We start from the raw sequence: 24,097 nt of genomic DNA, 5'->3' as shown, positions 1-24,097 counted from the left end.
AATGATTTATGCAAAAACCGTGCCAGGTTTAAGCAATTTATAAAATTTTTTAATATTTAACTCCTATGCTTACCGGAATTTCAGGAATTGCGGAAATAAAGAATGAATGATGAGAAAGAAAGAATCTACGCAAATAATCGCATTTGGATGACAGAATGATGCAATTTTGCATCAAACAGGAGAGAAGGTAGAACAAGAAAGTGGATCATTAATCAGGAAAGATTGGTCCATCGTGTATTAATGAATTTTCGCATTTTAATTCAAAATTGAATTATTTTTATTTCCGATCCAAATCGTAATCTGTTCAACGGTTTGTGTTTAAAATCATTTCTCTTAAAGCAATTTTTATGTAAACTCACGAGTGATTTGTCAGATAATCTCACATAAAATCGATAAATGTCGTTCATGTGTCGATGAAATACTTTAAAATTTTTATCTCTTCCTCTGTTTTTGAAAAATAGGATTTAATAATTAAAAGAAATTCAGCCGTTTAAAGCATAAGTATTCCCCCGATCAGCCATCCTACATAAAAAAGATGGTTGGTGAAGTTAGATGAATAAAGTCATGCAAATATACAGCACGGATATAAAAAATATTGTGAAAAACTGGGCTGCTTCTGTGATCATTTTGGCTCTTATCATTCTTCCTTCTTTTTATGCTTGGTTCAATATTAAGGCGTCTTGGGATCCGTATGGCCATACAAAAGGGATTGCGGTTGCGGTAACCAATAATGACAAAGGCACCACATTACAAGGTCGCTATTTGAACGTTGGAAATGAAGTAGTCCAATCACTGAAAAAAAATCAAGCTTTAGGATGGAGATTTGTCGATGAAGAGGAAGCTTTACAAGGGGTAAAAACAGGCCATTATTATGCCAGCCTTATCATTCCTCAAGATTTTTCCGATAAACTCACGTCGATTTTAAAGGAAACACCCGAAAAACCCGTGATCAAGTTTACGGTCAATGAAAAATTGAATGCAATTGCCCCGAAAATGACGAAAACGGGAGCAAGCACGATCGTCGAAAATATAAATGAAGAATTTATCAAAACATCCAGCAAAGCCCTTTTCACCGTTTTTAATCAATTAGGCATAGAATTGGAGAGGGAATTAGGTACAATAGAACATTTAAAGCATTTTCTTTTTTTCTTAGAAGCAAAGCTTCCGGAAATTCATCAAGCGGTGGATACAGCTTATGAAGATGCCGTAAAAGCACAATCGATTGTCCGAAAAGCTCAAAATGCATTGCCGGTTGTTTCCGTGTTGACCAAAGATGGAATGCAGTTTTCTAACGGACTGTCAACCTTTCTCATAACTACTAGAAACACTTTAAAGAAATCCGAACCAACCATAAAGCAGGATTTGATCACGCTAGAGCAAACAGCTATGACGTTGCATGATGTTTACGACACACTTCAAAACCAGCCCATTTCCCTTTCAAAGTTGCAGTCGGATGCCGATCAATTACAGCATCGTTTAGAACGAGGCATCGATTTAATCGACAGTTTGACAAATGTAATGGAAAACATGAATCACCTTGGCCATTCGCAAGAACTGAATCCAATAATCAATAAACTCCAACAAGTCAAGAGTCAGTTTCAAACCGAAATTCGTCTAAGCAATGAAGCGTTGGATCTAGTCAAAAGAGGAGAAAATCCTGGATCTGATCTGTTATCGCGTCTTGATGAGCTCTCTCAACAGTCTTCTGATACTTTATCCAACTTAATGGCGAACTATGATTCTGTCGTAGTTCCCGCTGTTCGAAACGCTATTTCTCGTGCGATCAGGGACAATCAATATGCCGGCCAGTTATTGAAAGAAGCCAACGCAAGCTTGCCGGATGCCTATAAAATAGTAGCCGATGCTTCGAAGGGGATTCATTTTGGGATAGAAGAGATCTCCTTCGCCCAAACACACTTGCCCGAGTCTGAACGAAAGATAAGAGAAATGGCAAACAGAATACGGGATTTTGAGCAAAAACATAATATCCATCAAATCATTCAGCTGTTAAAAAATGATGTGGAAAAAGAAAGTGATTTTTTCAAGAAACCGGTGCTGTTGGAAGAACATCCCCTCTTTCCTATTCCTAATTACGGATCCGGCATGTCCCCCTTTTATACAGTGTTATCATTTTGGGTAGGGGCCATGCTGTTAATATCGTTATTATCCGTTGATGTTACCAGCAGCGAAAACTATAAAAGCTGGCAAGTATATTTTGGCCGCTTGCTTACCTTTTGGACGATTGCCTTGCTGCAATCCCTCGTTGTATCAATCGGAGATTTATATATTCTCCACGTTTTTGTGAAAGAAAAAACGATGTTCGTACTGTTCAGTGTATTCATCGCCTCAATTTTTATTTTCATCGTCTATACATTGGTCTCAATGTTTGGCAATGTCGGGAAGGCATTAGGAATCATATTGCTTGTTTTTCAAATTTCTGCATCAGGCGGAACGTTTCCCATTCAAGTTGCCCCGCCTTTTTTTCAAAAGATCCATCCATTTTTGCCTTTTACTTATGCTATCAGCTTATTGCGGGAATCGGTTGGCGGGATGCTGCCGGATATCGTAAGAAAGGATCTATTCATCTTGTCCATTTACGGTTTGATGATGTTCGTATTCGGAATGACATTGAAAGCTCCTCTATACCGATTAAGCAAAGTCTTTGTTCAAAAAGTCAAACAAAGTCATCTGATCCATTGAACATCGTTCTAAAAAACGATGCCAAAAAATGAATGAATACCGCATGAATCAGGAATCTCTTTCACCCGTTGTTGCCAAAGGATTTCGCTCCAATATCATTTGCAGCATAAACTGAATTTTTTAATTTAGAGAGCACTAGTCGAAGGCTTTTATTCATCATACCGATCTTCATATAGATCCTTTCTTATTTTGGATGCTAAATATATTGAAGGGAGCCTGCCTGAGCCGGGCCCCCTCTATTTTTTGTTATCGATCTACAATTTGAATATGATAATCTTGAAACCAAACATGAATTTGACCGAGATGCGCCAAAAGCTGAGGCCCTGTCATTAATTGGCCGTACCATGGCACTTGAAAAGCCCTTCCTTCTGTTTCAACCAGTTCTTCCAATGTTTTTTTATCCAACAGTTCATGCAAAATGCTCGACCGGTCCTCCAACAGTTGAGAAACCCATTCTTTTACAATTTTTGTATAAACGGGATGATGGGTTTTAGGATACGGGCTCTTTTTACGATAGAGCACTTCTTCAGGTAAAATCCCTTCCAACGCTTTACGAAGTAATCCTTTTTCCCTGTTGCCGTACATTTTCATTTCCCACGGAATATTCCAAACATATTCCACCAAGCGATGATCAGCGTATGGAACCCTTACTTCCAGACTGGCTCCCATACTCATCCGGTCTTTTCTGTCCAAAAGTACCGGCATAAACCAAGTCAAATTCAAATAAAACAATTCCCTTCTTCTCGCATCAATCGAATTTTCCCCTTCTAAAACAGGAACCTCTTTCACCGCTTCTCGATATTGATGGAGCACAAATTCTTTTAAATTTAATTTTTTCCTCCATTCAGCATTTAACAGCTGTTCTCTTTCATTCGTTGCTCTCATCCACGGGAAACCTTCGCGATTAAAATCGTCCGATCGATGAAACCAAGGATATCCTCCGAAAATTTCGTCCGCGCATTCCCCTGATAACCCGACGACAAAACTTTTTTTAATTTCTTGTGAAAACCATAACAAAGAAGAATCAACATCTGCCATTCCCGGAAGATCTCTGGCATGAACGGCAGCCGGCAAATAATTTTTCAACGTTTCCTGTGAGATGACGCAATTATGGTGAATCGTCCCTAAATGGTCGGAAACTAGTTTAATCCATGGACCGTCTGCATTAGGCTGAAAATCATTGGCTTGAAAAAATTGGTCATTCTCTTCATAATCGATGGAATAAGTATGAAGAATGCCTTTCCGTTGTTCCTTAAACGAGCGTGAAGCAATGGCCGTGATGGCGCTGGAATCGACTCCTCCTGATAAAAACGTACAAAGCGGTACGTCCGATACGAGTTGGCGAGTGACCGCATCTTGAACGAGGAAGCGTACTTTTTCAATCGTTTCTTCCATTGAATCTTGGTGAATGTCGCTTTTCACGTTCCAATATCGCCAAATGTTCAGCCCCTCTTTTGAGAAAGCTAAAGCGTGCCCCGGCTTTAATTCTTTTATGTTTCGGAAGACACCTGATCCGGGAATTCGTGCAGGACCAAGCCCCATCACTTCCGCCAATCCTTCTCTGTCAATTTCCGCTCTCGTATCCGAATGGGCTAAAATCGCTTTGATCTCCGAACCAAAAACGAAGCTTGATCCGATTAAAGTATAAAAGAGCGGCTTAACACCGACACGATCCCTCGCAAGAAACAGCTTCTCCTTCTCATGATCCCATATGGCAAAAGCAAAAATCCCATTTAAGTATTCCAAACAATCTTCTTTCCATTCTATGAAAGAAGTAAGTAATACCTCTGTGTCAGAGTGGCCTTGAAATGCATATCCTTTTGATAAAAGAACTTTTCTGATATCTTCCGTATTATATAACTCGCCATTGTAGATGATCGTGTACGTTCTTTCGTTGTGTGTTTTCGTCATGGGCTGCCTGCCGCCATCAGGATCCACCACAATCAACCGTTTATGGCCAAACAATAGATGATCCTGCTGAAAATAATTCGTCTGATCTGGTCCGCGATTTTGCAATGTTTCTGTCATATTCACGATTTGTTCCGTAAAAGGTCTTAAATTTTTTTTGAAATCTGCCCATCCTGTAATCCCGCACATCGTTGAGTGCCTCCTTTGAAAAAATAGAATGGATATTTGCCTAATCATTCTATTCAAAGGACCCGTTATATGTTCATTGTCCTTTTCCATGAATGAAAAGGTAGGGAATTGTCAAAAAATGAAAATATCCGTTTAATACGACAGGAGGATCATCAATGGGAAAGTGGGACAGGAATCAGTTGTTGGAACAACAAATCCGATCTTATCAACAAGGAGTGGTGGAATATATACGTCAAGAATGGATCTTTTTTGATGACGAAAGTGATGAAGCCATCAATTTAGATTTGTTTGAACAAAAAGAAGTACAGCTTTACCGCCAACAACAATGGATCCATGGAATTCTTACCGGTGACGGTGCCGTTCAAACTGAATCGAAGCTGATTATGCTGCATGATTCCGATCAATTGAGGATAAAAAAAAGTCTAGTCTATTCATTGGAATTGCTGTTGGATGAATTAAACGATGACGCCTTTTTGCACTTCCTTTCCGGATTGAACAGCATGCAGTTTTCCATTTATGACTGTATTTATTGCTATAATCACTTGGCCTTTTTAAATCGGAATGACATTCGTCAGGGAACGAATTTTATCATTTTCGATAACGGTGACCAAATATGCTCCGTACACCATCATTTCAGCTATATGGAGAAAAGAAGCGACCGGTTTGAACTGACAATCAATACCGGAAAAAGAATTATTTTAGAAAAACTGGAATAAAAAAAATCCCGGAATCATTACGAAAACGGGATTTTTTTCTTTCAAACTTCGTTATTCCGTTTACATACGCTAAAAAAGAGATGGAAACTTCGCCTTAACTTGTCCATCTCCATCTTTACAACATAGATGTCGTAATTTCAAAATTGGATCTCTTTGACGGAAACTATCAAAAAGCAAATATTTTCCTTTTCCAAAAGTGGCCGGACATCGTTTGAAAAAATCCATCCGCTCTTTTTTAAGCGAAGAAATGAAAGCCAAGCGGAAGCTTAAATCCAATATAAAATACGGCAATCAAAGCCAAAATCAGAATGATCCAATAAACCGTTGCACTCTTTCCTTTTTTTAAACGAACCAATGTCATTTCCATCATACCAATTACGATCAATCCAACCAACAGTTTTATTCCGTACAGCATTTCATTGATGGCATGATTCTTCATAAACAGGAACAAACCCGTCAGAAAGACAAATACATAAAATAAGCGCAAGATCATATGCGTTATATTCAAACTTTTTTTGTTTTGAACTCTGGACAGTCCAAGAGCAACGAAAAACAATATAATGGCGATGACCCACGTCGTAATATGCAAATGGGTATTATAAAAAAGAACACTTTCCATGAAGATGTTTCCTCCCTCTTTTTCTTTCATCCTTAAAAGGCTAATCATTTTCAAAACGTTCTTTCCATTCATATGGATTTTAGAAGCTTAAAAACCGTTCACCCAGTGGAATTCGTCGGCAACACCATTTGCCAAAGCAGACTTTTCCTAATCACCGTCGCCGTAATCGGTTAAATGTTCGTCGGCTGCTTCAAATTCCCTATTACTGCACTTGGTTTCGCAGTGTTCCGATGCCTTCAATGGTAATTTCAACAACGTCGCCGGCCTTTAAGAGTTTTGGAGGTTGAAAACCGAGGCCTACACCAGCGGGAGTTCCCGTTGCGATCACATCTCCGGGTTCCAATGTCATCCCTTTAGAAAGGGTCTCTATTATTTCTTCAATCGAGAAAATAAAATGTCGGGTATTAGACTTTTGCCTCACTTCTCCATTCACTCTTGTTTCTATGCCCAAATTGCCTGGATCCGGCACCTCGTCTTTCGTGACAATCCAAGGTCCCATCGGGCATGAACAGTCAAGGCTTTTTCCCAGAAAATATTGTACATGACGCTTTTGCAAATCCCTTGCCGTCACGTCATTAATGATGGTATACCCGAAGACATAATCTAAAGCTTCTTCTTTTTGAATTCCTTTTCCTTTTTTACCAATAATAACGGCCAATTCACCTTCATAATCAAGGGCTTCCGTCACATCCGTATAAGCAGGAATCGGATGCAAATGGCCAGTGACGGTTGTCGGTGCTTTCGAAAAAACGATCAGATGTTCAGGCACCCCATCTTTTCCACCCAATTCCACCGCATGATCTCGATAGTTTTTTCCAATGCAAATCACATTTTTTAATGGCCGCGGAATGGGTGCCAACAGTTCCACCTCTTCCCATTTGAACGCCCACGGACGGTTGCGTTGACCCTGTTCCCAGTTTAATAGAGTATGTACTTTTTGCAAGAAGAGATCTCCTAATCCTAACGCCTCTACAAGCTGTTCAGGAAGATCGGAATAGCCGTTTCTTTGTTCATCCATTTTTTTTACGTCCAAAATCAATTGTTTTTGTTCATCGTAAACGCCATAGCCATCATATTTCCCCGTACGGAAACTGACCCATTTCATGTCCTTCACCCCCATCTATTTTCCCCGTCATGCTGTTTTTCTGCCGTAGACCAGCATTTTCCACACGTTTTCCAAAGGCCCTTGTTGAAATTTGGAGAGCCACATTTCCGATAAAATCAATTGGATGAGATAAAGGGTAAATGCCAGCCACGAGCCGGTGATTAAATCCATTTTACCATATAAAGCTAATCCATAATGGTAAAAAAGCAAAGACCCTATCACCGATTGAAATAAATAATTCGTCAACGACATTCTTCCCGCCTGTGCGATCCATTTGCTGTATTTCTGGCCGTATGGATTGCGGACAATGATCATGACGGCTAATGCATAAGCAACGGAAAGCAACGGTCCGCCAAGCGAATCTTGCACATATTGATAAGCCATGTTCTGACCAAAAAAGAACGGAAGCAATTTCAAGAAGATTCCTGCTGCCATGAACATAAGCAGCAAAGTAAGATTGAGCTTTTTATGCTTTTCAATCGATTCAACCAAATGAAGTTTTCCGGCCCCCGCCCCTATCAAAAACATAGGAAAAATAGACAAAAGCACCGAAAAAAAATGAGTCGAGCCGTTGACAGAATACCAATCAACGAGACGCTGCTTCGTAATACTCCAAAAAGAACCGGTACTGTATGCTTGAATAGAATGTTGAATGCCGTTCATATCCGACCAAAAAGCAGTGCTTTCAGGATTTATGATCGATGTCATAATCAATAGAATGCTTAAGAATAAATGCGGAATAAGATATAATACGCTGCCAAATATGATTAAGGTACGTCCTCGTCCTTTCATAAACAAAAGCAAAAGAAAGCCGCATACCGAATAATTCAATAAGATATCTCCAGACCAAATAAATACGATATGAAGAATTCCTGCCACCATCAGCACCAACAGACGTTTTGACTCCAGCAAAAAAAAGTTCTGTTTCAATCTTTCTTGCTGCAAAGACATGCTGTATCCGAACAGCATGGCAAACAACGGATAAAAACTCGCTTGGGCCAAAACATCGATCCACGCATAATGGGCATAATCGTTCGGACTATTCCACCAATGATAAGGATCATAATAAAGATAAGGAGAATGAAAAGAAATCATGTTGACTAAGAAAATGCCAAGCAGCGATATCCCTCTCATGACATCCAGCGACAATATCCGTTTATTGGGATGAAGCGGCGTTCTATTTTCCTCGCCCATTACCATTCCTCCAAATCATCATTTTCTATAGGCTTATGTATCACATCTTCCCGACCCCCACATATAATAAAGCAGAACGCACGGCTTAGCCAGATGCTGAATCCTGGATTCAGACAATAACAGCCACCAAATTCGAATAGTCTATTGATAATTAAACGGGGAACTTATGATCAGAATCAAGACTCTCAAAAAAGGATGTGAACGGCGATGCCAGCTTATGTGGGTGCCGTTCAAGTGATAAATGTCAGCTCGAGTGGCGTCTTTCATATCGGGGATGTCATACAAATTCGCCCCATTTCCAATACGAAAACCTTTTCCGGCGCCGGATCATTCAATACCGGAGATGGCTTGGCCATTTATAACCAATATTCATCTACTAACACATTGGACAACGATGGAATCGACCAAGGCATAAACTTTAACCTTTAAAGAGGGATTTTTTATGAATATTTACGTCCAACAATCAATTCAAATTCGTATGATCAAAATCGGCAGCATGACCAATTCTTCCGTACTTCAAATCGGTACGCTCGGCTCCAGTCGGTCTATTGCCAATTTATATAATACCGGCGGATTTACAGAACCGGCCCCCGAATTATCACAAAACATTCTCAACAAACCATATTCCACAATGCCCATACTTGTCCCGCTGCAGCCGCCTACTGCGTAATGTTGAGGTGATAAAATGTATAATTACTCTTCTATTTTCCATCAATTATATCAATATATCGGAGAGCAGCATCAAAAAATTGAAGTGCTGAAACGGGAAATACAATCCATTAAAGATCAATTGCAAGACATGAAAAAGCAACCGGTTATGAACGTGGAAAAAATGGAATATCGATTTGATCAGTTGAAAGTCGATACGTTAGAAGGGACGTTGAATATTGGTATGAATCCCGCAGATACGGCAGAAATGGCTGATATGGCTCTTCCCTTTTCTGACCAATCAGCCCTGCCTCCGCTTGAGTACGCCCAACTGCTTTTAAACACGTATGCTGCCATGAATGAATATATTAATAATGAACTGCCGGACTGGCTCCGCCATCAAGAAGTTCTTCAAAAACGAAAAGTAGAGCCTTCCGTTTACTCAGTCATCAAAACCGATCTTGCTAAACAATTGCCGGAACGTATACAATTTTATATTCAACAGCTCGCTCACCGTCATAAAGACTCTTCTCTCATACAACAAGAGGTGCTCGAAAAAACAAAATTGGATATTCAACAAGCTATTGCCCGCTTTTTAACTGCCATGCCTGACCAGAAAGGTGGAACATTCAATGAACCTCCAAGTCAGCAATCATGAATTAAAAGTTGCCAATATTAAAATTACTGGTGTATCCAGTTCTTCGCTTGTATTAATTGGAGATGCGAACCAAATCCAACTGTTTTCCGCTTTCGATACCCCTCCGGAAGCTTTGATCGTGGGACCTTTTGTTCCATTTTCACCTAGGGGGTAATCGTCTTATGCCAGTCCGATCTTCTGTAGTAGACAATATTCATTTAACGACTCTTCTCTTCAGTTCGGTTTTCAATATCGGCGATGTCGAAAATATCGCATCAAGAGCCAATGTATTGGCCGTTCAGCATACAAAGCAATTTTTCTTTTTAGATGAATATCCTTTTTTATCTTTTCCGATTTTTTCGGAACCTCTTCATTTTCAGCTTGGAGAACCGGGACACTCAGTCCAAACGTTCCATGTAAACCCCGTCATCCATGTTGGAAATCTTTCCATCATCGGAACATCTGCGTCTGCAGTGATTCAAATTGGTTCGCTAGTTAACGGTGTTTTTGATTCAAGAGTAAGACATATTCGTCATATTGAAAACATTGAAAACGTTAAAAACATGGAGACGAAAAATCTTATGCCAAAGGATGTTTGATATGCCGTCTGTAATCGGATCTGCCCAATTCATACACGTGAGCAACGGAGTGGTGCAATTTGGCGATACCGCTTTTATTTCGCCAAAATCAGCCTCAAGAACGTCGGCAGGCGCCGGCGGTTTTAATACCGGACCATTTATCGTGACCTATTCAGGGCTCAGCACGAATCCAACTATAACAACAAGTGTCTTCGACCAGCCTCTTGCTGGAAATAATTGATCATAAAGATACAGCCGGCTAAAAGCCCCTTCTTTTTACGGCTTTCAGCCGGCTTATTGATGATCCGTGAAGCAGATGTGGTTCCTTTCATAATCGGTCGTTTATCTCTATAAGACGGCCACCGTCAAAAAAGTATAAATAGGCTTCAGAAAGCGGCCGCTTTAAAATTTGCTCCACCGCTCTTGTATATAAAGCTATTTGAATACGATAGCGATTTTCCAATACTTGAACAACATCCTTCCCGCCTTTTACGAATCGGTCCATTCGATCTGTTTTATAATCCAACAAAACAAGCTGACCATTCTCCTCGAATAAGCAATCAATGATGCCTTGAACTAAAACGGAATCCGCTACATCCTTCCATTTTTCGTTCAATTCCTTCGCTTCTATCGCCATACTAAATGGCACCTCTCGCCAAATTCGATCAGCGCGGATAAGGCGTTTTCCGACAGAAGTTTCAAAGAAACCTAGAATTTCTTCAATATGAATCGCTTCCGCTTGTTCAGCGGTAATCAATTCTTTCTGTTGCAACTGAGCAACCAATTCAATGATCGATTCCTTCGTTGGAAAAACGCTTAGCGGAATATGCTGCATGACAGCATGCATGGCCGTTCCTATTTCAGCGGGTGTTAATTTTTTTTCTTGCATAAACTTCGGCCGCTCAAAAATAGGTTTTTCATGTCGGCGAATAAGATCGGTACCAGCTGTTTCGTCAGGCATTTCAAATAATCTTTTCAGTTCGGAAACCGATTGTTTAGAACGAAGCCGCACAGAATCAGCAAATGGATATTTCCACTCCAATTGCTTTGTAATCTCTTTTTGAAATGAAGATTCAAATGGAACGATTTTTCCTTTTTCCACCAGTTCAGCCCATCCGTTTTCTTCTTGATTCTCGTTCGTTACTGTTTCTTTAAACTCATCTTTATGGTAAAGATGGACCAACCATTTTGAAGGATGATGCCAAATTTCTTGTATTTCCGAAGGAGAGTCCGTTTCATCTTCATGAAGTAAACATGCGTCTCTATGACGGACAAGCGCCGGACCGATCCAATCCAAATAACAATTGGCATTGGCCCTGTCGTATTCGCTCAATAACCAGTCTGGCCGGCTTAGTGCCTTTTTCCAAGAAGATATGGCCTTTTCGGCATTTTTTAACGTTCCTATTAAATATAACTTTTCTTTCGCACGGGTTAAGGCAACATATAGCACCCGCATTTCCTCAGCTATTGATTCCAACCTTTTTTTTCTTTTAAAGGCCATTTGAATAATCGTTGGATAACTGATTCTTTTTTCAACATTTACATAGCTGCTGGCAAAACCGTACTCTTTGTCCATTAAATACGATTTTTTAAGATCCTCGAAGTTAAACTGTTTGCCAAGACCGGCCACAAAGACGACAGGAAATTCCAGTCCTTTGCTGGAATGTATCGTCATAAGTCGAACGACATCTTCTTGTTCGCTAAGAGCTCGTGCAGCTCCTAAATCGTCCCCGCGTTCATTCATCCGTTCAATAAAGCGCAAAAACCGGAACAGCCCTCGAAATGATGTGCTTTCATATTGGCGAGCGCGATCGTATAATGCCCTTAAATTGGCTTGCCGCTGTTTGCCTCCAGGGAGCCCGCCCACAAATTCATAAAATCCTGTATCACGATATAGCTGCCAGATCAGTTCTGAAAGACTTCCCGTACGTGCCTTCGATCTCCATTTAGGAAGCTCTTTTGCAAATAAACTCACTTTTTCATGGAGTTCTTCTTCAGACGGTTTCGGAACCGCTTGAATAAAGGCTTTTAGTGCATCATAATAGCTTCCTTTTTTAGAATGAAGGCGGATTTTTGCCAATTCATCTTCTGAACAGTTTACGATCGGCGAGCGAAGAACGGAAGCAAGAGGTATATCTTGATAAGGATTGTCGATGACTTTTAAAAGAGACATCATAATAGCGATTTCCGTCGCATTGAAATATCCAGTAGACAAATCGGCATAAACGGGTATTCCGGCCTTTTTAAATTCTTCCATGATCTCTGGCGCCCACGTCATGGACCGCAATAAAATGACGATATCCCGGTATTGGATCGGGCGGTGCGTTTGCGTTTTCGGATCAAAAATAGGTTTTCGTTCCGAAATTAATTCCCGGATTTTCCCTGCCATCCATCTCGACTCAATTTGCGATTGCTCCAAATCTTCTTCGTCGAATAAAGCTTGATCCGCATCTTCCTCGGTCGAAACAGCGCGTTCCTGTTTTTCTCCTTGGTCCATCAAGACCACTTCTACCGGATATTCTTCCTCTTCAGGATAAGATGAACCTTTAACAAGTTCCGCCTGTTCATCGTATTCAATTTCTCCCACTTTAGCACCCATGATCTGTTTAAAAAGAAAATTCGTTCCTGCAAGGACTTCATACCGGCTGCGAAAATTTTTCGAAAGGTCGATTTTTAGCCCGCTTCCTTCCCCGTCTGCCGTAAACCGGCGGTATTTCTCTAAGAACAGATTTGGTTCTGCCAGTCGGAAACGATAAATAGACTGCTTCACATCTCCAACCATAAACAAATTTCCGTCTGTCTCCGGTCTCTTGGAAACGAGTTGAAGAATGGCTTCTTGAACTAGATTCGTATCTTGATATTCATCCACCAATACTTCTTTGAATCGATGTTGATAATACAAAGCGGCTTCCGAAGGTACTCGCTCGCCATTAGATTCCGATTCCGTCAAAATCGCCAAGCAATAATGTTCCAGGTCGGAGAAATCGACCAGCCCTTTTTCTCTCTTTTTTTCTTGGTAGCGGTTCATAAACGCTTTTACTAAATAAGCCAATGTTTCGACAACGTCTTTCATCTCTTTCAAATCCCGTAAATAGTAGCGAGGATTTCTTGAAAAATAGTCGTCTTTTATCTTTTGTATGATTTTCTTCGCCTGATCCCGTATGTTTTTTGATTCATCCACGAGGGTTTTGTCGTACTCTGATCCTCGGCAGCTTTTTAATCTATCAAAAGTCACGTTTTGAAACTTTTCGTATAAATCTTGCCAAGAATCCTTTGCGGCTAAAAGGCTTTCGACCATCTCCAGATCAATCAAAAAGTTTTCCGCCCGAGGAGCCGGACCACCCGGCCTCTTCGTCAGCTCTAATCCCTCGCGAAGGAGCTGGAAGGCAATTTCCAACTGCAGTCCAATTTCAAATTTCAGTGCCCCTAAAAACGGCAATTCATCTATGGAATCCTCTTCATTCACATCATACATATCGGCTAACTGTTCCAACCATAATTCCGGATTCGGATGAGATTGTGAAAAAAAATACAACTTATTCACTAAATCCTGAAGTTCTGCATCGCTGCGGTCGTTGGAAAAAGTTTCAACCAATTGGTAAAAGCGATCGTTTCCTTCTTTTCCGTATTCTTCTTCAAAAAGTTCATCGAGCGCTTCCTCTCGAAGAAGCGTTCCTTCCATATTCTCAACAATCCGAAACGCCGGATCGATATCGATCAAATAGTAAAATTTTTGAATCACTTCTAAGCAAAAAGAATGAAGAGTGGAAATGGACGCTCGGTTCAGAAGGCCTAATTGTTTACGCAAATGCTCTGAATTTGGCTGCTGATTGGCGGCTTCTTCTAAAGCCTGTCCAATTCGATGTTTCATTTCTGCAGCAGAAGCATTTGTAAATGTGACCACCAATAATTCATCCACATCCACCGGATTTTTGCGACTGGTGATTTTTTGGATAATCCGTTCCACCAAGACAGCCGTTTTTCCAGAGCCTGCCGCTGCGGCCACTAATATATCTTGTCCGTCCGCCATGATCGCTTTCCATTGATCGTCTGTCCAACTTACATGATCCGGTTTTAACGGAATTGGATATTTGCCCATCATTGCTCGCCCCTTTCGCGTATCAACTTTAATACATCTTCATCTTTTAGAGGTATGATGATTCGATATCGATTTTCCTCAAAACTTGGGTCAAACTGGCACAGTGAACGGAAAGAACAAAATTCGCAAGGTGTTTTCTTTTTATATTTGTATGGGGCAATATCGATTTTCCCGGAGACAATATCATTGCCGGTCTTTTCATAGAACTTCCGTACATATTTTCTCAGCGATTCAAAATCATTATCAGAAGCTGCTTTTGAACGCGCGTTAAGCGTTCCGTCTTTTTTCAGTCCGGCGGAAATGATGGCCGAATCCCCCGTTTCCAAAGTTTGATCCATCAATCGGACCACGTTCGGATCGCTTAGCACAAGTCCTTTCATTTTGTATTGTTTAAAAATTTCTTCTTCCACCTCGTCCATCGTCAGCATTTTATTCGTTTTCAGCATCGGATTATGGACATGGAAATACAACACTCCGGCAGGCAATGCAGGGGTTCCTATCAACTGTTCCGAATTCGCCAACACAATATCTAAATACGTCAACATTTGAAGAGCAAGACCATAATAAACTTCTGTTAAATCAAGATCCTTGCTGCTGGATTTATAATCAATCACCCTTAAAAATACACTACTGTTTTCTTCCGCTTTATCAACACGATCGATTCTTCCAGCCAGCTCCATTTTGATGCCGTTTTTCAAAGTGAACGTAAAAGGCGGAAGTTCTGCTTTTGGTCCAAATCCTAATTCCAGCCCGATTGGCTCAAACCCGCTTGCCCGTGAATGTTCGCTTAAAATGTAAGAAGCCTTGCTGATAATAGATTCAAGCTTTTTCTTAATATAATGATAGCGGTTCGAACTCAATAAAATTTGATTTTGCAGCTTTGGCGCCAAATATTGAATCGATTCTCTTGCCAATTGCGCACACTGATCTTTCGTCAATGTCTTCCAGCCGAGACCTCTTTTTTTCACTTCATCGGCCATCCATTTTAACGCTCCGTGGAACAGCTCACCGATATCGGGAGCTTCTAAACGGAACACCTCTCGTTCTCGAAGACCGAGCCCGAATCGAGCAAAATGGGAAAACGGACAGCCATGGAAAAGCTCCATTCTCGAAACGCTAGCCAAAATATGGTCTCCGTAAAGCTCTTTGCTTGTTTCCTCTGTTAAATTCTTCGCTTCATTTCGATAAAACAAACTGGACAAAATTCTCCTTGCCTTCCACTTCCAATCTTGGTGGCTCATATAAAAATTGTAGACATCCCACCAAATGGAATACATTGGATAATTCCGTAATTTAAGCTGAATTTGAGACGTTAAATACGAAATAGCCGTCCCCGGATGGGAAATGTAAGACAGTTGATCCTGCTCCTCCAGTTCGGAAGGATCGTTCAACAATAGCTGTTCTTTTATATTCGGATATATTTCCTTCATTCTTTTGATGTAGAGGGAAGGAAGCAAAGCTTTCCCTTCTTCATTAGCGATCGGGTAAGATAGATAAAGTTGTTCAGATGGAGTTGTAAACGCTTTGTAAGCAATAAACTCTTCATTCAGCAACCTGGTTTTGCTCGTTGGTGCAAGCTTCATCCCTAATGAAGCCATCCGTTCCCTCTCTTCATCCGTCAAAATACCTTCCTCTGCCATTTTGGCCGGCAAAACTCCATCGTTCACTCCGACGATAAATGCGGTCTTGATATCCGAAAGACGTGACAATTCCAAATCGGCGATGATGACTTGATCGGCAGATGGTGGAACATTGGTAAATCGCATCGATTCAATGCCCGCTTCGAGGATCGTTGCGAATTTCTTCAGCGTAAAAGGCTGGTCGCCAAGCATCTCTACAAACTCGTCCAGCAATCCAATGATAGCATTCCACGCTTGTTCATGATCACGAGCTGCCAGTAAATCCCCGTTTTCTTCAGCTTCCATACTGAGTCTTTCCAGTTTCGCCGGAATATCCAGTTCCTCAAAATACTTATAAAGCGCCTCGCAAAAATCTCTTCCGTTTTTCGCTTGACGAAACCGTCGATCGAGCCGTAAAACAGGCGTTCGAATCATAGCCCGCAATTCGTTTATTTCTTCCTCTATTGCCCGCTCCTCGTCCGTTTGCGGTGCGTCCGTCAGCTCAAGTCCTCTGTATCTTCTGTAAACCCAGCGTTTTTTTGTTGTCCACAGTTCCCCTTTCACTCCGTGAGCCAAACAATAGTTTTCAAACCGGTCTATTTTTTCTCTTATCTGCTCTGCTTTCATCTTGAAAGGATAAAGAAGCTCTGTTTTGACAGCGCGAAAAACCGGTTCATAACGCCAAAAGCTAGTTAAAATTTCAAGACTGGAACGAATCAATTCAATAAAAGGATGATTTAACATGGTTCTTTTTTGATCAATAAAAAACGGAATCTCGTAGTCATAAAAAATAGTTTCAATCAATTCCTGATAATCTTGTCCGTTTCTGACCAACACTGCTATCTCTTTATAACGATGATGATGTTCACGGACAAGTCTTCGGATTTCTCTTGCCACTCCTTCAATCTCTGCTCTCCTGTTCGCCGCCTCGAAAACAACGGGCGCGCCTTCCCCAATAAACGGCTTGGCCGGCCTTTTGTCAAAAAAGCGTTCCAAATGAATAAGACTCTGTTCCTTGCTGCGAACAAACTCCGTCATCATGATATTTTCTGTCGATATCCCGGAATCGCGGGCCATTTCCCACAAGGAAGCATAGGTTTCGCCAGTCATCCGGAACAAATCCGTTTCTCGCGGAAGTTCTTCTGAATAAGGACGGTCCAGTGTCAGCGCAATCGAAACTTGAGATGCAGCTTTCATCAATTCGTAGATCACCAAGTATTCTTGGGGAGTAAAACTGTGGAATCCATCGATATAAATTTGAGCGTCTTGCAAATACTCCGACTTTTGGATGGACTCCGCCAATAATTGAAAATAATCCTCCGATGCAATATAACGGTCAACGAGATGATTTTCAAACTCTTCGTAAATCAAGTGGAGATCGTGCAATTTATCAATCAAAAGCTGGGCCTCTCCATTTTCTTCAAACTCCGTTCTCCTGGCCGCAAGTTCATCAGTGCCAACGCAATAGCGTTTCAGTTCAATAAGCGCTTTTTCCACATGCTGAATAAACCCCGATTTGTCTGCTGCTTTAGCAAAAAGCCGCAGATTCTCTTTTCTTTCTTCGATGATTTTTCGAATCAGCATATTTAAACCGGCTGAAGACAAGTGAATCCGAGCGAATCCTCCCGTTTCTTGAAGAACTTTCCATGCAAGACGCGAAAAACTATAAACTTGAGCACGCATCATGCCGTTCAATCCCGGAGTATTCACAAGCGTATATTCGGATAAAAAAGTCATTTGATCAGGGACTATATAAATAATCGGCTTTCCAGATGGATTTTCGATTAATTGGTGAGTAATTTCATCTATTATGAACTTCGTTTTTCCGGTTCCGGAACGTCCTAAAATAAAACGAACAGACATGCGATCACCTCTCCGGTTTTATGGTACCTTGACTGTCATACCCATTATAATACATTATAAAAACGCTATATCTCTTTTTGAAATAACCTAATTCTTTGTTTTGTCCGGTCATTGATTCCTGTCATTCGTACCAACATCTATTGTTACCAGAATAACAAACATACGTTCGTATTGTCAAATACAATCTTGTTCTACACATAAATTTCACTTTTAAAGAATTATCCGGTTCGCCAAAAAGGAAAGTTTATTAAAGGGGACCCGCAGCTGAATATGGCAGATTTATCTATCACCTTTCACCTTTGCAAAAGTGATCTCGAGTCCTAACCGATCTTATTGTGAGCGGAAAAACAGAACGATTCTCATACGCATACAGTTATTTTGTTATTTTTTGCGCTGCTGGGAATATTGCAGCATGACTGGTACAAAAAGAGGTTGCAAAAAAAAACGGAGCCTGCAGGATCCTGAGGTTTTACGGACGACTAAAATCGTGGATGGAAGAAGGAATCACGAAGGGGTGATAATGAAATAGCCAAACGAAATCAATGCATTTTTGCTCTCTGTTCCTACCAACATAGATTTTATACTCCGGATTATGATCAAATGCTACTATACGATCCACAGTCATGAAACAGCAGTTTAAGCTAAACCTTACTGAGAAATTAAAAGCCGTTGTCAAAGCATGTATCCAGCCGATTCAAAGAGAGGCGGCAAGCGGGTGTTGTTTCAGAACAGAGAGTAGATGCTGTGCATGCCACATAGCCGGAAAGTAAAATTTTTCATTTGAAAGGTTCTCATAATTCTTATGAAATGCAATATTTGCTATTGTTTTTCCGTCATTCCAATTGCGGAGGGAAGACTCCAACAAGAAAAAATTTTTTATCCATACTTCTGTGTTTTCTTTTGTCAACGAGCCTGTTCCGCTCCACTCTTCCATAATTTCGAACAATCCCTCAATATCTGCAGCCACTTGATTTAATATTTGTAATAGGAATTTTTCTTTTTGCAATATTGGTTTGCTTTTTTGTGATAAAGGGTTAAATTTTAGGCTTAATTCGGCTTTTCTCCTTATGATTTCAGCTTCAAGCATCTTTTTTCGCAATAGATTCATATCCGGATTGAAATAGTTTTTTTGAGGTGCTCCTGCGTCAAGCCAGACTGCCAAGGATTTCAGTTTTTCCGCTAATATTTCAGGCAATTCTTCCACTTCTTTCATTGCTTTTTTTGTTAAATTAGGCGGATGGAAGAATTGTTGCAGCAACAGAGCCACGGCTACCCCAATGATGGAATCTCGGATTCGATCCAATCCATATCCCTCAAGCTTATGCTCAAATGCAAAAACGAGCAGTACGCTTAGTGCAATTTGGTGCAGCATAATGCCATCAGCCCCTAAAAGGAGAGGGATGACAAGACTGACCAGTATGACAATAGCCAATGACCAGGCATTCGCATGCAAAGAAGATGCGAGAATGAAAACAGACGCTGCCCCGATGATCGTTCCGACGATTCGAGCGATTCCAAATTGGATCGTTTTCATGATCGTCGTTTGTAAACAAAGAATGAGTGAAATCGGTCCTAAATAAGGATATTTTGAACCAAATAAAATGGCCGATTCCCATGAAACGGCTGATCCAATCACCATTTTGAGAATCAGGCTTATTTTTTCTGGCATTGTCAGCTTTATTTGCCCCACCTGCATCCCTCCTGATATGTAGCAAATATCAGGAATTAGTTTGGTTTTTCCAACACGATTTATGCAATGACGAAAAGGACCGTCCTCCACTGAAATCCGTTTTCAAGCAGGAGAACAGTCCTTTTTTCTTTTTTATGTACCAGGTTGCTTTCCCTTTTTGTGTTCTTTTTCATTCAATCGCAATTCCAGCCATTTCCCTGCAAGCCAAAGGATAAAAATCACGATCACCACGATCACGGTCCGAAGCGGCTTTTTAATAAGGGAAACGACATCATGGCCAATGAAGCTGATCGTGAATATCATCACCATTTTACCAGCCACTACAGCTATGAAATACTGGTATTTTTTTATATTGGAAAGCCCGGCCACTATATTGATGAGAGCAGACGGCGTAAACGGAAAGCACATCAATAAAAAGAGCGGGCCAAACCCATGTCTTTCCAGCCAGTTCATCAATTTGCTTACCTTCGGATGATTTTTCAGAAAGCGAAGCATTCTTCTTTGCCCGAATTTCCTGATCAATCCAAAAACAAGCAAAGCGCCGGCAACAGCTCCAACCCAGGAAAACAAAAATCCTAACCAGAGACCAAAAGCGTTGGCGTTGGCCAGTACAAATAAAAACAGAGGCAAAAACGGAAAAAACGCCTCCAGCATGGGAAGCAAAATTCCTGGTATCGGCCCAAATGAACGATATTTTCGGATTAAGTCCATCACGTGTTCAAGTGTAAACCCATTTGTCAGAGTCTCAAAATCCATTTAATTCCTTTTCCTCTCATTCAATCCTCTGTTAACCCCTATCACTATCATTTTTCCACATTCTTTATCAAAAATCCGGCAGATTTTCCGGACAAAAAGAAGATGACTTTATTATTTTATCATAACGAGATCATTTATTTTAAACATTTACACCTAAAAAGCATGGAAAAGAGTCATGGCGTGAATACTTGAAATGATGGCTTCATCTCAGTAAAATATATACGAACAAATGTTCTTTTAGGGGAGAGTAAAGATGACAAGGATTCCTCCTGATGACCGTGATGTTTTAGAACAAGCTATTTATTTGCCTATGCTTTTAACCGTTTTAAATAGAGATCTAAAAGTGGTGGAAAAAAGCCCTTTTAAGCTGAGAAATCCTTATATAGATTGGATCGCCCAAACGATAAAAGAGGTACAAAAAGATTTGGCGAACACCCGCAAATATATGCGGGACCGCCGCATGAAAGCGGAAAAAGTCCGATCAGATGATTTATTTACGATGTATGTATTTTTATATAACGGCTATGAAGAGTATCATAATTACTTTAATCCGAGACTTCGCAATAAAGTAGAAGAGTTAATGAAATATTACTTGTTCGAACGATATCATCATAACCCCTCTAATTCAGCCAATCCATCAAACGGATAAAAACAAACTCTTATTTCGCATAAAGGGAAGATCCGTGTTTAAGAAAGATCATGCTGGCAAGAAAGGCCTATTCCTTTACATTTCGCAATGGATCACTCGTCCACCTTTGAGGAATAAACCTTTCCGTCAGCACATGCCTTTTACTTTTAATGGAGCAAAGAACAAAGTGTTCCACTCTGGACTTCTTTTACCTGAAATGATAAGGGTGATAGCCTTCTAACGCCATTCTTTTGTCTGCATTCATCCCATATTTTTTTTCAATATGCTGCATTCTTTGTTCAAAACGAATTCTCAGCATGGCGGTACGCATAAACTGTGATTCAAAGGAGCTTCTAGAGATGGGGAGACGAAGTGATTTTCCATTGCTGAAGGTGACGGATGTTTCATAGGCATCAGCTCGGTCATAAGCCGCCACATGTTCGTGGTTGATCCATATGCAGTCGCTTTTTGCAGGAGACAATGTAGGAAACAAATAAATCGCATGAAACGGGTCCACAATGATCGGAGCTTTATGGGTAATGCCGATTAATTGTCGGGTCCCTTCTCTCCTGCCTGAATAAGACGCTCCATAGTACTTGCAGCTTCTTTTGACGACATCGAAAGGCTTCATCGGTGAAATATATTCATCCTCTACTTCCATAATTTTGGAATACACTTTTTGTCCATATTCTGCCGGAAGGATGATCATAGTTAAGGGATTGATCTCGTATTCTAACATCATTTTGTTTTTCTTTTCCTTTTCCATAGCCATTTTCTCCTTTCTTCTTTTTCCATTTTTTGATTAGCATACCATCTTTTCAAATGAATGTCTCATTCCTTTTCAAAAAACACCGATTTTTCATTTTTCAGGTAAAATTTTTCAAAAAATTATAAAATTTCAGTTGAATATTTGTCTCAAATTCCATATAATAAAAAAAAGGCATTCGAGGTGAGCGAAATGGAAAATAAAAGATCTTATACCGAGATGATGAAGTCGAATGGAGCGCCACTCAGCCACGAGAATATGATTGATGTTTACATCGATATGCTTTTGAATGAAATCTTGTTGAACAAAGAAAAGAAACAGCTGATGGAAGAAATCGACAAAACATTGGATGCAAGAGATCGAGAATCCTTCCTTGAACTTTCCGCCAAATTGATTGAATTAGAAAAACGCTTTGGTATTTAAAAAGATACTTCTCTACATTAATCCTCACGTAAAACCAACTCATAATCATCATAAGGATTTCCCCGGACAAACGGTAAATATCCCGTATCCTTAACAGATACGGGAACCTTTTTGAGCATTTCCCCCACTTGTTTTTGTAAAAAACCGACATTCCACAATCATTGCGAATAAGAATGCAAGTGTTCATGAATGGATACATGCATGGAAACGAGTCATTAGCCATTCGTTTTTATAGAAAGAGAAACAATAAATCCGGAAAAAATGTAATCCCCTGGGAACCAACAACAAAACCCAAGGGATTAGCGCTTTGTCTATGAAATTCTTTCTTTCCGAATAAGGATGACATTCTACTTCTACTTTTTTGATCATGAACTGCCATTTTTCCGGCTGTCCCAAATTATTTCTGTTTTATTGGATAAGTTTCCACCATATGAATCCGTTCAAGCATCGTAGGATGGGTATAACGAAAAATTTTCACCAGAAGCGGCGGATTCACTTGGCTCAGTCCCGATTTTGTCAATTCCTGAAATGATTCTATGGCTGCTTCCTTATTTTTCGTCATTTCGATTGCATAGCGGTCCGCACGCGTTTCTTCATACCTGGAAGCCAGATTGGAAATAGGACTGGATGCAAACACCAATATGGAAATAATCAACAAGAAGAGCGGTAATGTTCTTAATTGAGAGATCGATTGGATATGGAGCTTTTGGCCATGGCGATCAATCCATCGCGCCATCCATTTGGCTGTAATCCAAAAACCGACGAACGCGAGAAGCAAATAGCCGGCAATGCCAAAATAAATATGCTTTTCAACATAATGGCACATCTCATGAGCCATGATAAACAAAATTTCATTGTCATTCAGCTTTTGAAGAGTCGTATCCCATAAAACAATCCGAGAATGAGAACCTACTCCCGTCACATAAGCATTTAAAGCATGAGTTTTCTCCGACATATCCACTTCATACACATGATTCGCCGGAATATGGGCTTTATCAGCCAATGACAAAATTTTAGATTCCAATTGTTTGTCTTTCATCGGATAAAAGTGGTTATACAAAGGATCAATCCATACCGGCTGTACGTACATTAAAAAAAAGGTAAATGGAACAAATAAGATCCAAGAAGCAAGCCACCATTTTTTGGGAAACCGCTTCATGAGCCCATACAAAATCGTCACTAATACCAACATGATCAAATAATTGACCCAAAAATCGATCACGTTGTCTTTCATCCATCCGCCGAATTCTTGAGCTGAGATATGATAGGTTTTCGAAAAATGATACGACAAATATCGAATGGGAAACATTAATACAAATGTGAGGAGAGATAACCAGAATAAATAAACAGCATTCCGAACGAACTGAAATCGGGATGCTTGATTGGCCCATTTTTCAAAAACAGTTGAAACTCCAAAGATGAGAATAAACAAATAAAGAAGCCATTCATAAGGTGTGGACAAAAAGAACAACAAATCCCGAATTTTTGAATATTCCTCGCTTAGAACTAATTCACGAGAATTTAAAAATGTCGCCGGATCGGCGCTCGTTCCTTTATATATATCCGGTACACTGCTGTTGGCAAATACAAACAAGTAATAATATATGCATAAGCCAAACAATAGATAGGCAGCTATTGCCCACAGACCCCATTTTTTCAACTCTCCCATCCCCCTTTCCTATCTTTGTCCCTTACTATTATGTGTAGTTTGGATTCATTCAAAATAGAACAAGCAATTTCTTTGCACAACTCTTCCCAAATTTTCGTTGTAAAATAGGACAAAAACATTTTACCGTTCCTCTTAACGGAAAGAAGCATGGCTCTTTCAAGAAAAATCCCCCATGATCTATTCATGGGATAATGGTCAAACAAATAATCACTTTCTTGCCTTTCATAAAACAAAAAGCACATGCCCATTACCGCCCCAAACACTGGATAGGTTCCATGACGGCGCCGTTT

Annotated in this window: 20 protein-coding genes; 10 read left to right on the top strand and 10 right to left on the bottom strand. The window is 40.3% G+C overall.

Annotation, left to right across the window (positions count from 1 at the left end; translation table 11 throughout):
- The first annotated feature begins 552 nt into the window (after positions 1 to 552).
- Positions 553 to 2,700, top strand: a complete 2,148-nt coding sequence (locus N1I87_RS04505) for a YhgE/Pip domain-containing protein (protein ID WP_341100811.1) — start codon at positions 553 to 555, stop codon at positions 2,698 to 2,700.
- A 246-nt stretch (positions 2,701 to 2,946) separates the two neighbouring features.
- Here the strand turns inward: N1I87_RS04505 and asnB are convergent, their stop codons facing one another.
- Positions 2,947 to 4,797, bottom strand: coding sequence for an asparagine synthase (glutamine-hydrolyzing) (asnB, locus tag N1I87_RS04500; protein ID WP_341100810.1), 1,851 nt, complete (start codon positions 4,795 to 4,797; stop codon positions 2,947 to 2,949).
- A gap of 155 nt (positions 4,798 to 4,952) precedes the next feature.
- On the opposite strand from asnB, the gene N1I87_RS04495 reads away from it, so the two are divergent.
- Positions 4,953 to 5,513: a DUF2777 family protein gene (locus N1I87_RS04495; protein WP_341100809.1), complete on the top strand. Its 561-nt coding sequence runs from the start codon at positions 4,953 to 4,955 to the stop codon at positions 5,511 to 5,513.
- 235 nt (positions 5,514 to 5,748) lie between these two features.
- Here N1I87_RS04495 and N1I87_RS04490 read toward each other — a convergent pair whose 3' ends face one another.
- The 3 genes from N1I87_RS04490 to N1I87_RS04480 all read right to left on the bottom strand — a co-directional run bounded on the left by N1I87_RS04490 (position 5,749) and on the right by N1I87_RS04480 (position 8,431).
- On the bottom strand, positions 5,749 to 6,132 hold the full coding sequence (locus N1I87_RS04490; protein ID WP_341100808.1) for a YisL family protein: 384 nt from the start codon (positions 6,130 to 6,132) through the stop codon (positions 5,749 to 5,751).
- A 202-nt stretch (positions 6,133 to 6,334) separates the two neighbouring features.
- Positions 6,335 to 7,237, bottom strand: coding sequence for a fumarylacetoacetate hydrolase family protein (locus tag N1I87_RS04485; RefSeq protein WP_341100807.1), 903 nt, complete (start codon positions 7,235 to 7,237; stop codon positions 6,335 to 6,337).
- A 27-nt stretch (positions 7,238 to 7,264) separates the two neighbouring features.
- Positions 7,265 to 8,431 (bottom strand): DUF418 domain-containing protein, encoded by a 1,167-nt coding sequence (locus tag N1I87_RS04480; protein ID WP_341100804.1) that lies wholly within the window; start codon positions 8,429 to 8,431, stop codon positions 7,265 to 7,267.
- A 207-nt stretch (positions 8,432 to 8,638) separates the two neighbouring features.
- Here N1I87_RS04480 and N1I87_RS04475 point away from each other — a divergent pair, with 207 nt between their 5' ends.
- Genes N1I87_RS04475 through N1I87_RS04450 form a run of 6 tightly spaced genes read left to right on the top strand, consistent with a single transcriptional unit; the run spans position 8,639 to position 10,535 of the window.
- Complete coding sequence (locus tag N1I87_RS04475) at positions 8,639 to 8,860, top strand: spore germination protein (RefSeq protein ID WP_341100802.1); 222 nt, start codon at positions 8,639 to 8,641, stop codon at positions 8,858 to 8,860.
- A gap of 13 nt (positions 8,861 to 8,873) precedes the next feature.
- The gene (locus N1I87_RS04470; protein WP_341100801.1) at positions 8,874 to 9,101 is read left to right on the top strand and encodes a spore germination protein GerPB; all 228 of its coding nucleotides are present in this window, start codon (positions 8,874 to 8,876) and stop codon (positions 9,099 to 9,101) included.
- 15 nt (positions 9,102 to 9,116) lie between these two features.
- Positions 9,117 to 9,737: a spore germination protein GerPC gene (gerPC, locus tag N1I87_RS04465; RefSeq protein ID WP_341100799.1), complete on the top strand. Its 621-nt coding sequence runs from the start codon at positions 9,117 to 9,119 to the stop codon at positions 9,735 to 9,737.
- The gene (locus N1I87_RS04460; protein WP_003353724.1) at positions 9,712 to 9,891 is read left to right on the top strand and encodes a hypothetical protein; all 180 of its coding nucleotides are present in this window, start codon (positions 9,712 to 9,714) and stop codon (positions 9,889 to 9,891) included. Before gerPC ends, N1I87_RS04460 begins: the two co-directional genes overlap by 26 nt.
- 7 nt (positions 9,892 to 9,898) lie before the next feature.
- Positions 9,899 to 10,315, top strand: a complete 417-nt coding sequence (locus N1I87_RS04455; protein WP_341100798.1) for a spore germination protein GerPE — start codon at positions 9,899 to 9,901, stop codon at positions 10,313 to 10,315.
- Position 10,316: 1 nt separating this feature from the next.
- Complete coding sequence (locus N1I87_RS04450) at positions 10,317 to 10,535, top strand: spore germination protein (RefSeq protein ID WP_003353726.1); 219 nt, start codon at positions 10,317 to 10,319, stop codon at positions 10,533 to 10,535.
- 87 nt (positions 10,536 to 10,622) lie between these two features.
- Here the strand turns inward: N1I87_RS04450 and addA are convergent, their stop codons facing one another.
- From addA to N1I87_RS04430, 4 genes are all read right to left on the bottom strand, one after another.
- Positions 10,623 to 14,393: a helicase-exonuclease AddAB subunit AddA gene (gene addA / locus N1I87_RS04445; protein ID WP_341100797.1), complete on the bottom strand. Its 3,771-nt coding sequence runs from the start codon at positions 14,391 to 14,393 to the stop codon at positions 10,623 to 10,625.
- Complete coding sequence (gene addB, locus N1I87_RS04440; RefSeq protein ID WP_341100795.1) at positions 14,393 to 17,875, bottom strand: helicase-exonuclease AddAB subunit AddB; 3,483 nt, start codon at positions 17,873 to 17,875, stop codon at positions 14,393 to 14,395. Before addB ends, addA begins: the two co-directional genes overlap by 1 nt.
- Positions 17,876 to 18,569: 694 nt before the next feature.
- A complete protein-coding gene (locus N1I87_RS04435; protein WP_341100793.1) occupies positions 18,570 to 19,565 on the bottom strand; it encodes an FUSC family protein in 996 nt (331 codons plus the stop codon).
- A 132-nt stretch (positions 19,566 to 19,697) separates the two neighbouring features.
- Complete coding sequence (locus tag N1I87_RS04430) at positions 19,698 to 20,321, bottom strand: TVP38/TMEM64 family protein (RefSeq protein WP_341100792.1); 624 nt, start codon at positions 20,319 to 20,321, stop codon at positions 19,698 to 19,700.
- Between the two features lie 253 nt (positions 20,322 to 20,574).
- Between N1I87_RS04430 and N1I87_RS04425 the strand changes: the two genes are divergently transcribed.
- Entirely contained in the window at positions 20,575 to 20,970 is a 396-nt protein-coding gene (locus N1I87_RS04425) for a hypothetical protein (protein WP_341100790.1), read from the top strand.
- 187 nt (positions 20,971 to 21,157) lie between these two features.
- Here N1I87_RS04425 and N1I87_RS04420 read toward each other — a convergent pair whose 3' ends face one another.
- Positions 21,158 to 21,715, bottom strand: a complete 558-nt coding sequence (locus N1I87_RS04420) for a competence protein ComK (protein ID WP_003353733.1) — start codon at positions 21,713 to 21,715, stop codon at positions 21,158 to 21,160.
- A 192-nt stretch (positions 21,716 to 21,907) separates the two neighbouring features.
- On the opposite strand from N1I87_RS04420, the gene N1I87_RS04415 reads away from it, so the two are divergent.
- Entirely contained in the window at positions 21,908 to 22,138 is a 231-nt protein-coding gene (locus N1I87_RS04415; RefSeq protein ID WP_327797979.1) for an IDEAL domain-containing protein, read from the top strand.
- 397 nt (positions 22,139 to 22,535) lie between these two features.
- On the opposite strand, the gene N1I87_RS04410 is transcribed toward N1I87_RS04415, so the two are convergent.
- Positions 22,536 to 23,807, bottom strand: coding sequence for a M48 family metallopeptidase (locus N1I87_RS04410; RefSeq protein WP_048622846.1), 1,272 nt, complete (start codon positions 23,805 to 23,807; stop codon positions 22,536 to 22,538).
- Positions 23,808 to 24,097: the final 290 nt, after the last annotated feature.

This window comes from Bacillus sp. FSL W8-0102 (genome assembly GCF_038007225.1).
Classification (GTDB): Bacteria; Bacillota; Bacilli; order Bacillales; family DSM-4216; genus Bacillus_O; species Bacillus_O smithii.
This window is presented reverse-complemented; position numbering and strand designations above follow the sequence as displayed.

Coding starts and splice junctions, on each gene's coding strand:
- N1I87_RS04490 (WP_341100808.1), bottom strand. CDS start 6,132: ATGGAAAGTGTTCTTTTTTATAATACCCATTTGCATATTACGACGTGG.
- N1I87_RS04425 (WP_341100790.1), top strand. CDS start 20,575: ATGACAAGGATTCCTCCTGATGACCGTGATGTTTTAGAACAAGCTATT.
- N1I87_RS04480 (WP_341100804.1), bottom strand. CDS start 8,431: ATGGGCGAGGAAAATAGAACGCCGCTTCATCCCAATAAACGGATATTG.
- addA (WP_341100797.1), bottom strand. CDS start 14,393: ATGGGCAAATATCCAATTCCGTTAAAACCGGATCATGTAAGTTGGACA.
- asnB (WP_341100810.1), bottom strand. CDS start 4,797: ATGTGCGGGATTACAGGATGGGCAGATTTCAAAAAAAATTTAAGACCT.
- N1I87_RS04430 (WP_341100792.1), bottom strand. CDS start 20,321: ATGGATTTTGAGACTCTGACAAATGGGTTTACACTTGAACACGTGATG.
- N1I87_RS04485 (WP_341100807.1), bottom strand. CDS start 7,237: ATGAAATGGGTCAGTTTCCGTACGGGGAAATATGATGGCTATGGCGTT.
- N1I87_RS04410 (WP_048622846.1), bottom strand. CDS start 23,807: ATGGGAGAGTTGAAAAAATGGGGTCTGTGGGCAATAGCTGCCTATCTA.
- addB (WP_341100795.1), bottom strand. CDS start 17,875: ATGTCTGTTCGTTTTATTTTAGGACGTTCCGGAACCGGAAAAACGAAG.
- N1I87_RS04420 (WP_003353733.1), bottom strand. CDS start 21,715: ATGGAAAAGGAAAAGAAAAACAAAATGATGTTAGAATACGAGATCAAT.
- N1I87_RS04450 (WP_003353726.1), top strand. CDS start 10,317: ATGCCGTCTGTAATCGGATCTGCCCAATTCATACACGTGAGCAACGGA.
- N1I87_RS04505 (WP_341100811.1), top strand. CDS start 553: ATGAATAAAGTCATGCAAATATACAGCACGGATATAAAAAATATTGTG.
- N1I87_RS04470 (WP_341100801.1), top strand. CDS start 8,874: ATGAATATTTACGTCCAACAATCAATTCAAATTCGTATGATCAAAATC.
- N1I87_RS04460 (WP_003353724.1), top strand. CDS start 9,712: ATGAACCTCCAAGTCAGCAATCATGAATTAAAAGTTGCCAATATTAAA.
- N1I87_RS04475 (WP_341100802.1), top strand. CDS start 8,639: ATGCCAGCTTATGTGGGTGCCGTTCAAGTGATAAATGTCAGCTCGAGT.
- gerPC (WP_341100799.1), top strand. CDS start 9,117: ATGTATAATTACTCTTCTATTTTCCATCAATTATATCAATATATCGGA.
- N1I87_RS04415 (WP_327797979.1), top strand. CDS start 21,908: ATGGAAAATAAAAGATCTTATACCGAGATGATGAAGTCGAATGGAGCG.
- N1I87_RS04495 (WP_341100809.1), top strand. CDS start 4,953: ATGGGAAAGTGGGACAGGAATCAGTTGTTGGAACAACAAATCCGATCT.
- N1I87_RS04455 (WP_341100798.1), top strand. CDS start 9,899: ATGCCAGTCCGATCTTCTGTAGTAGACAATATTCATTTAACGACTCTT.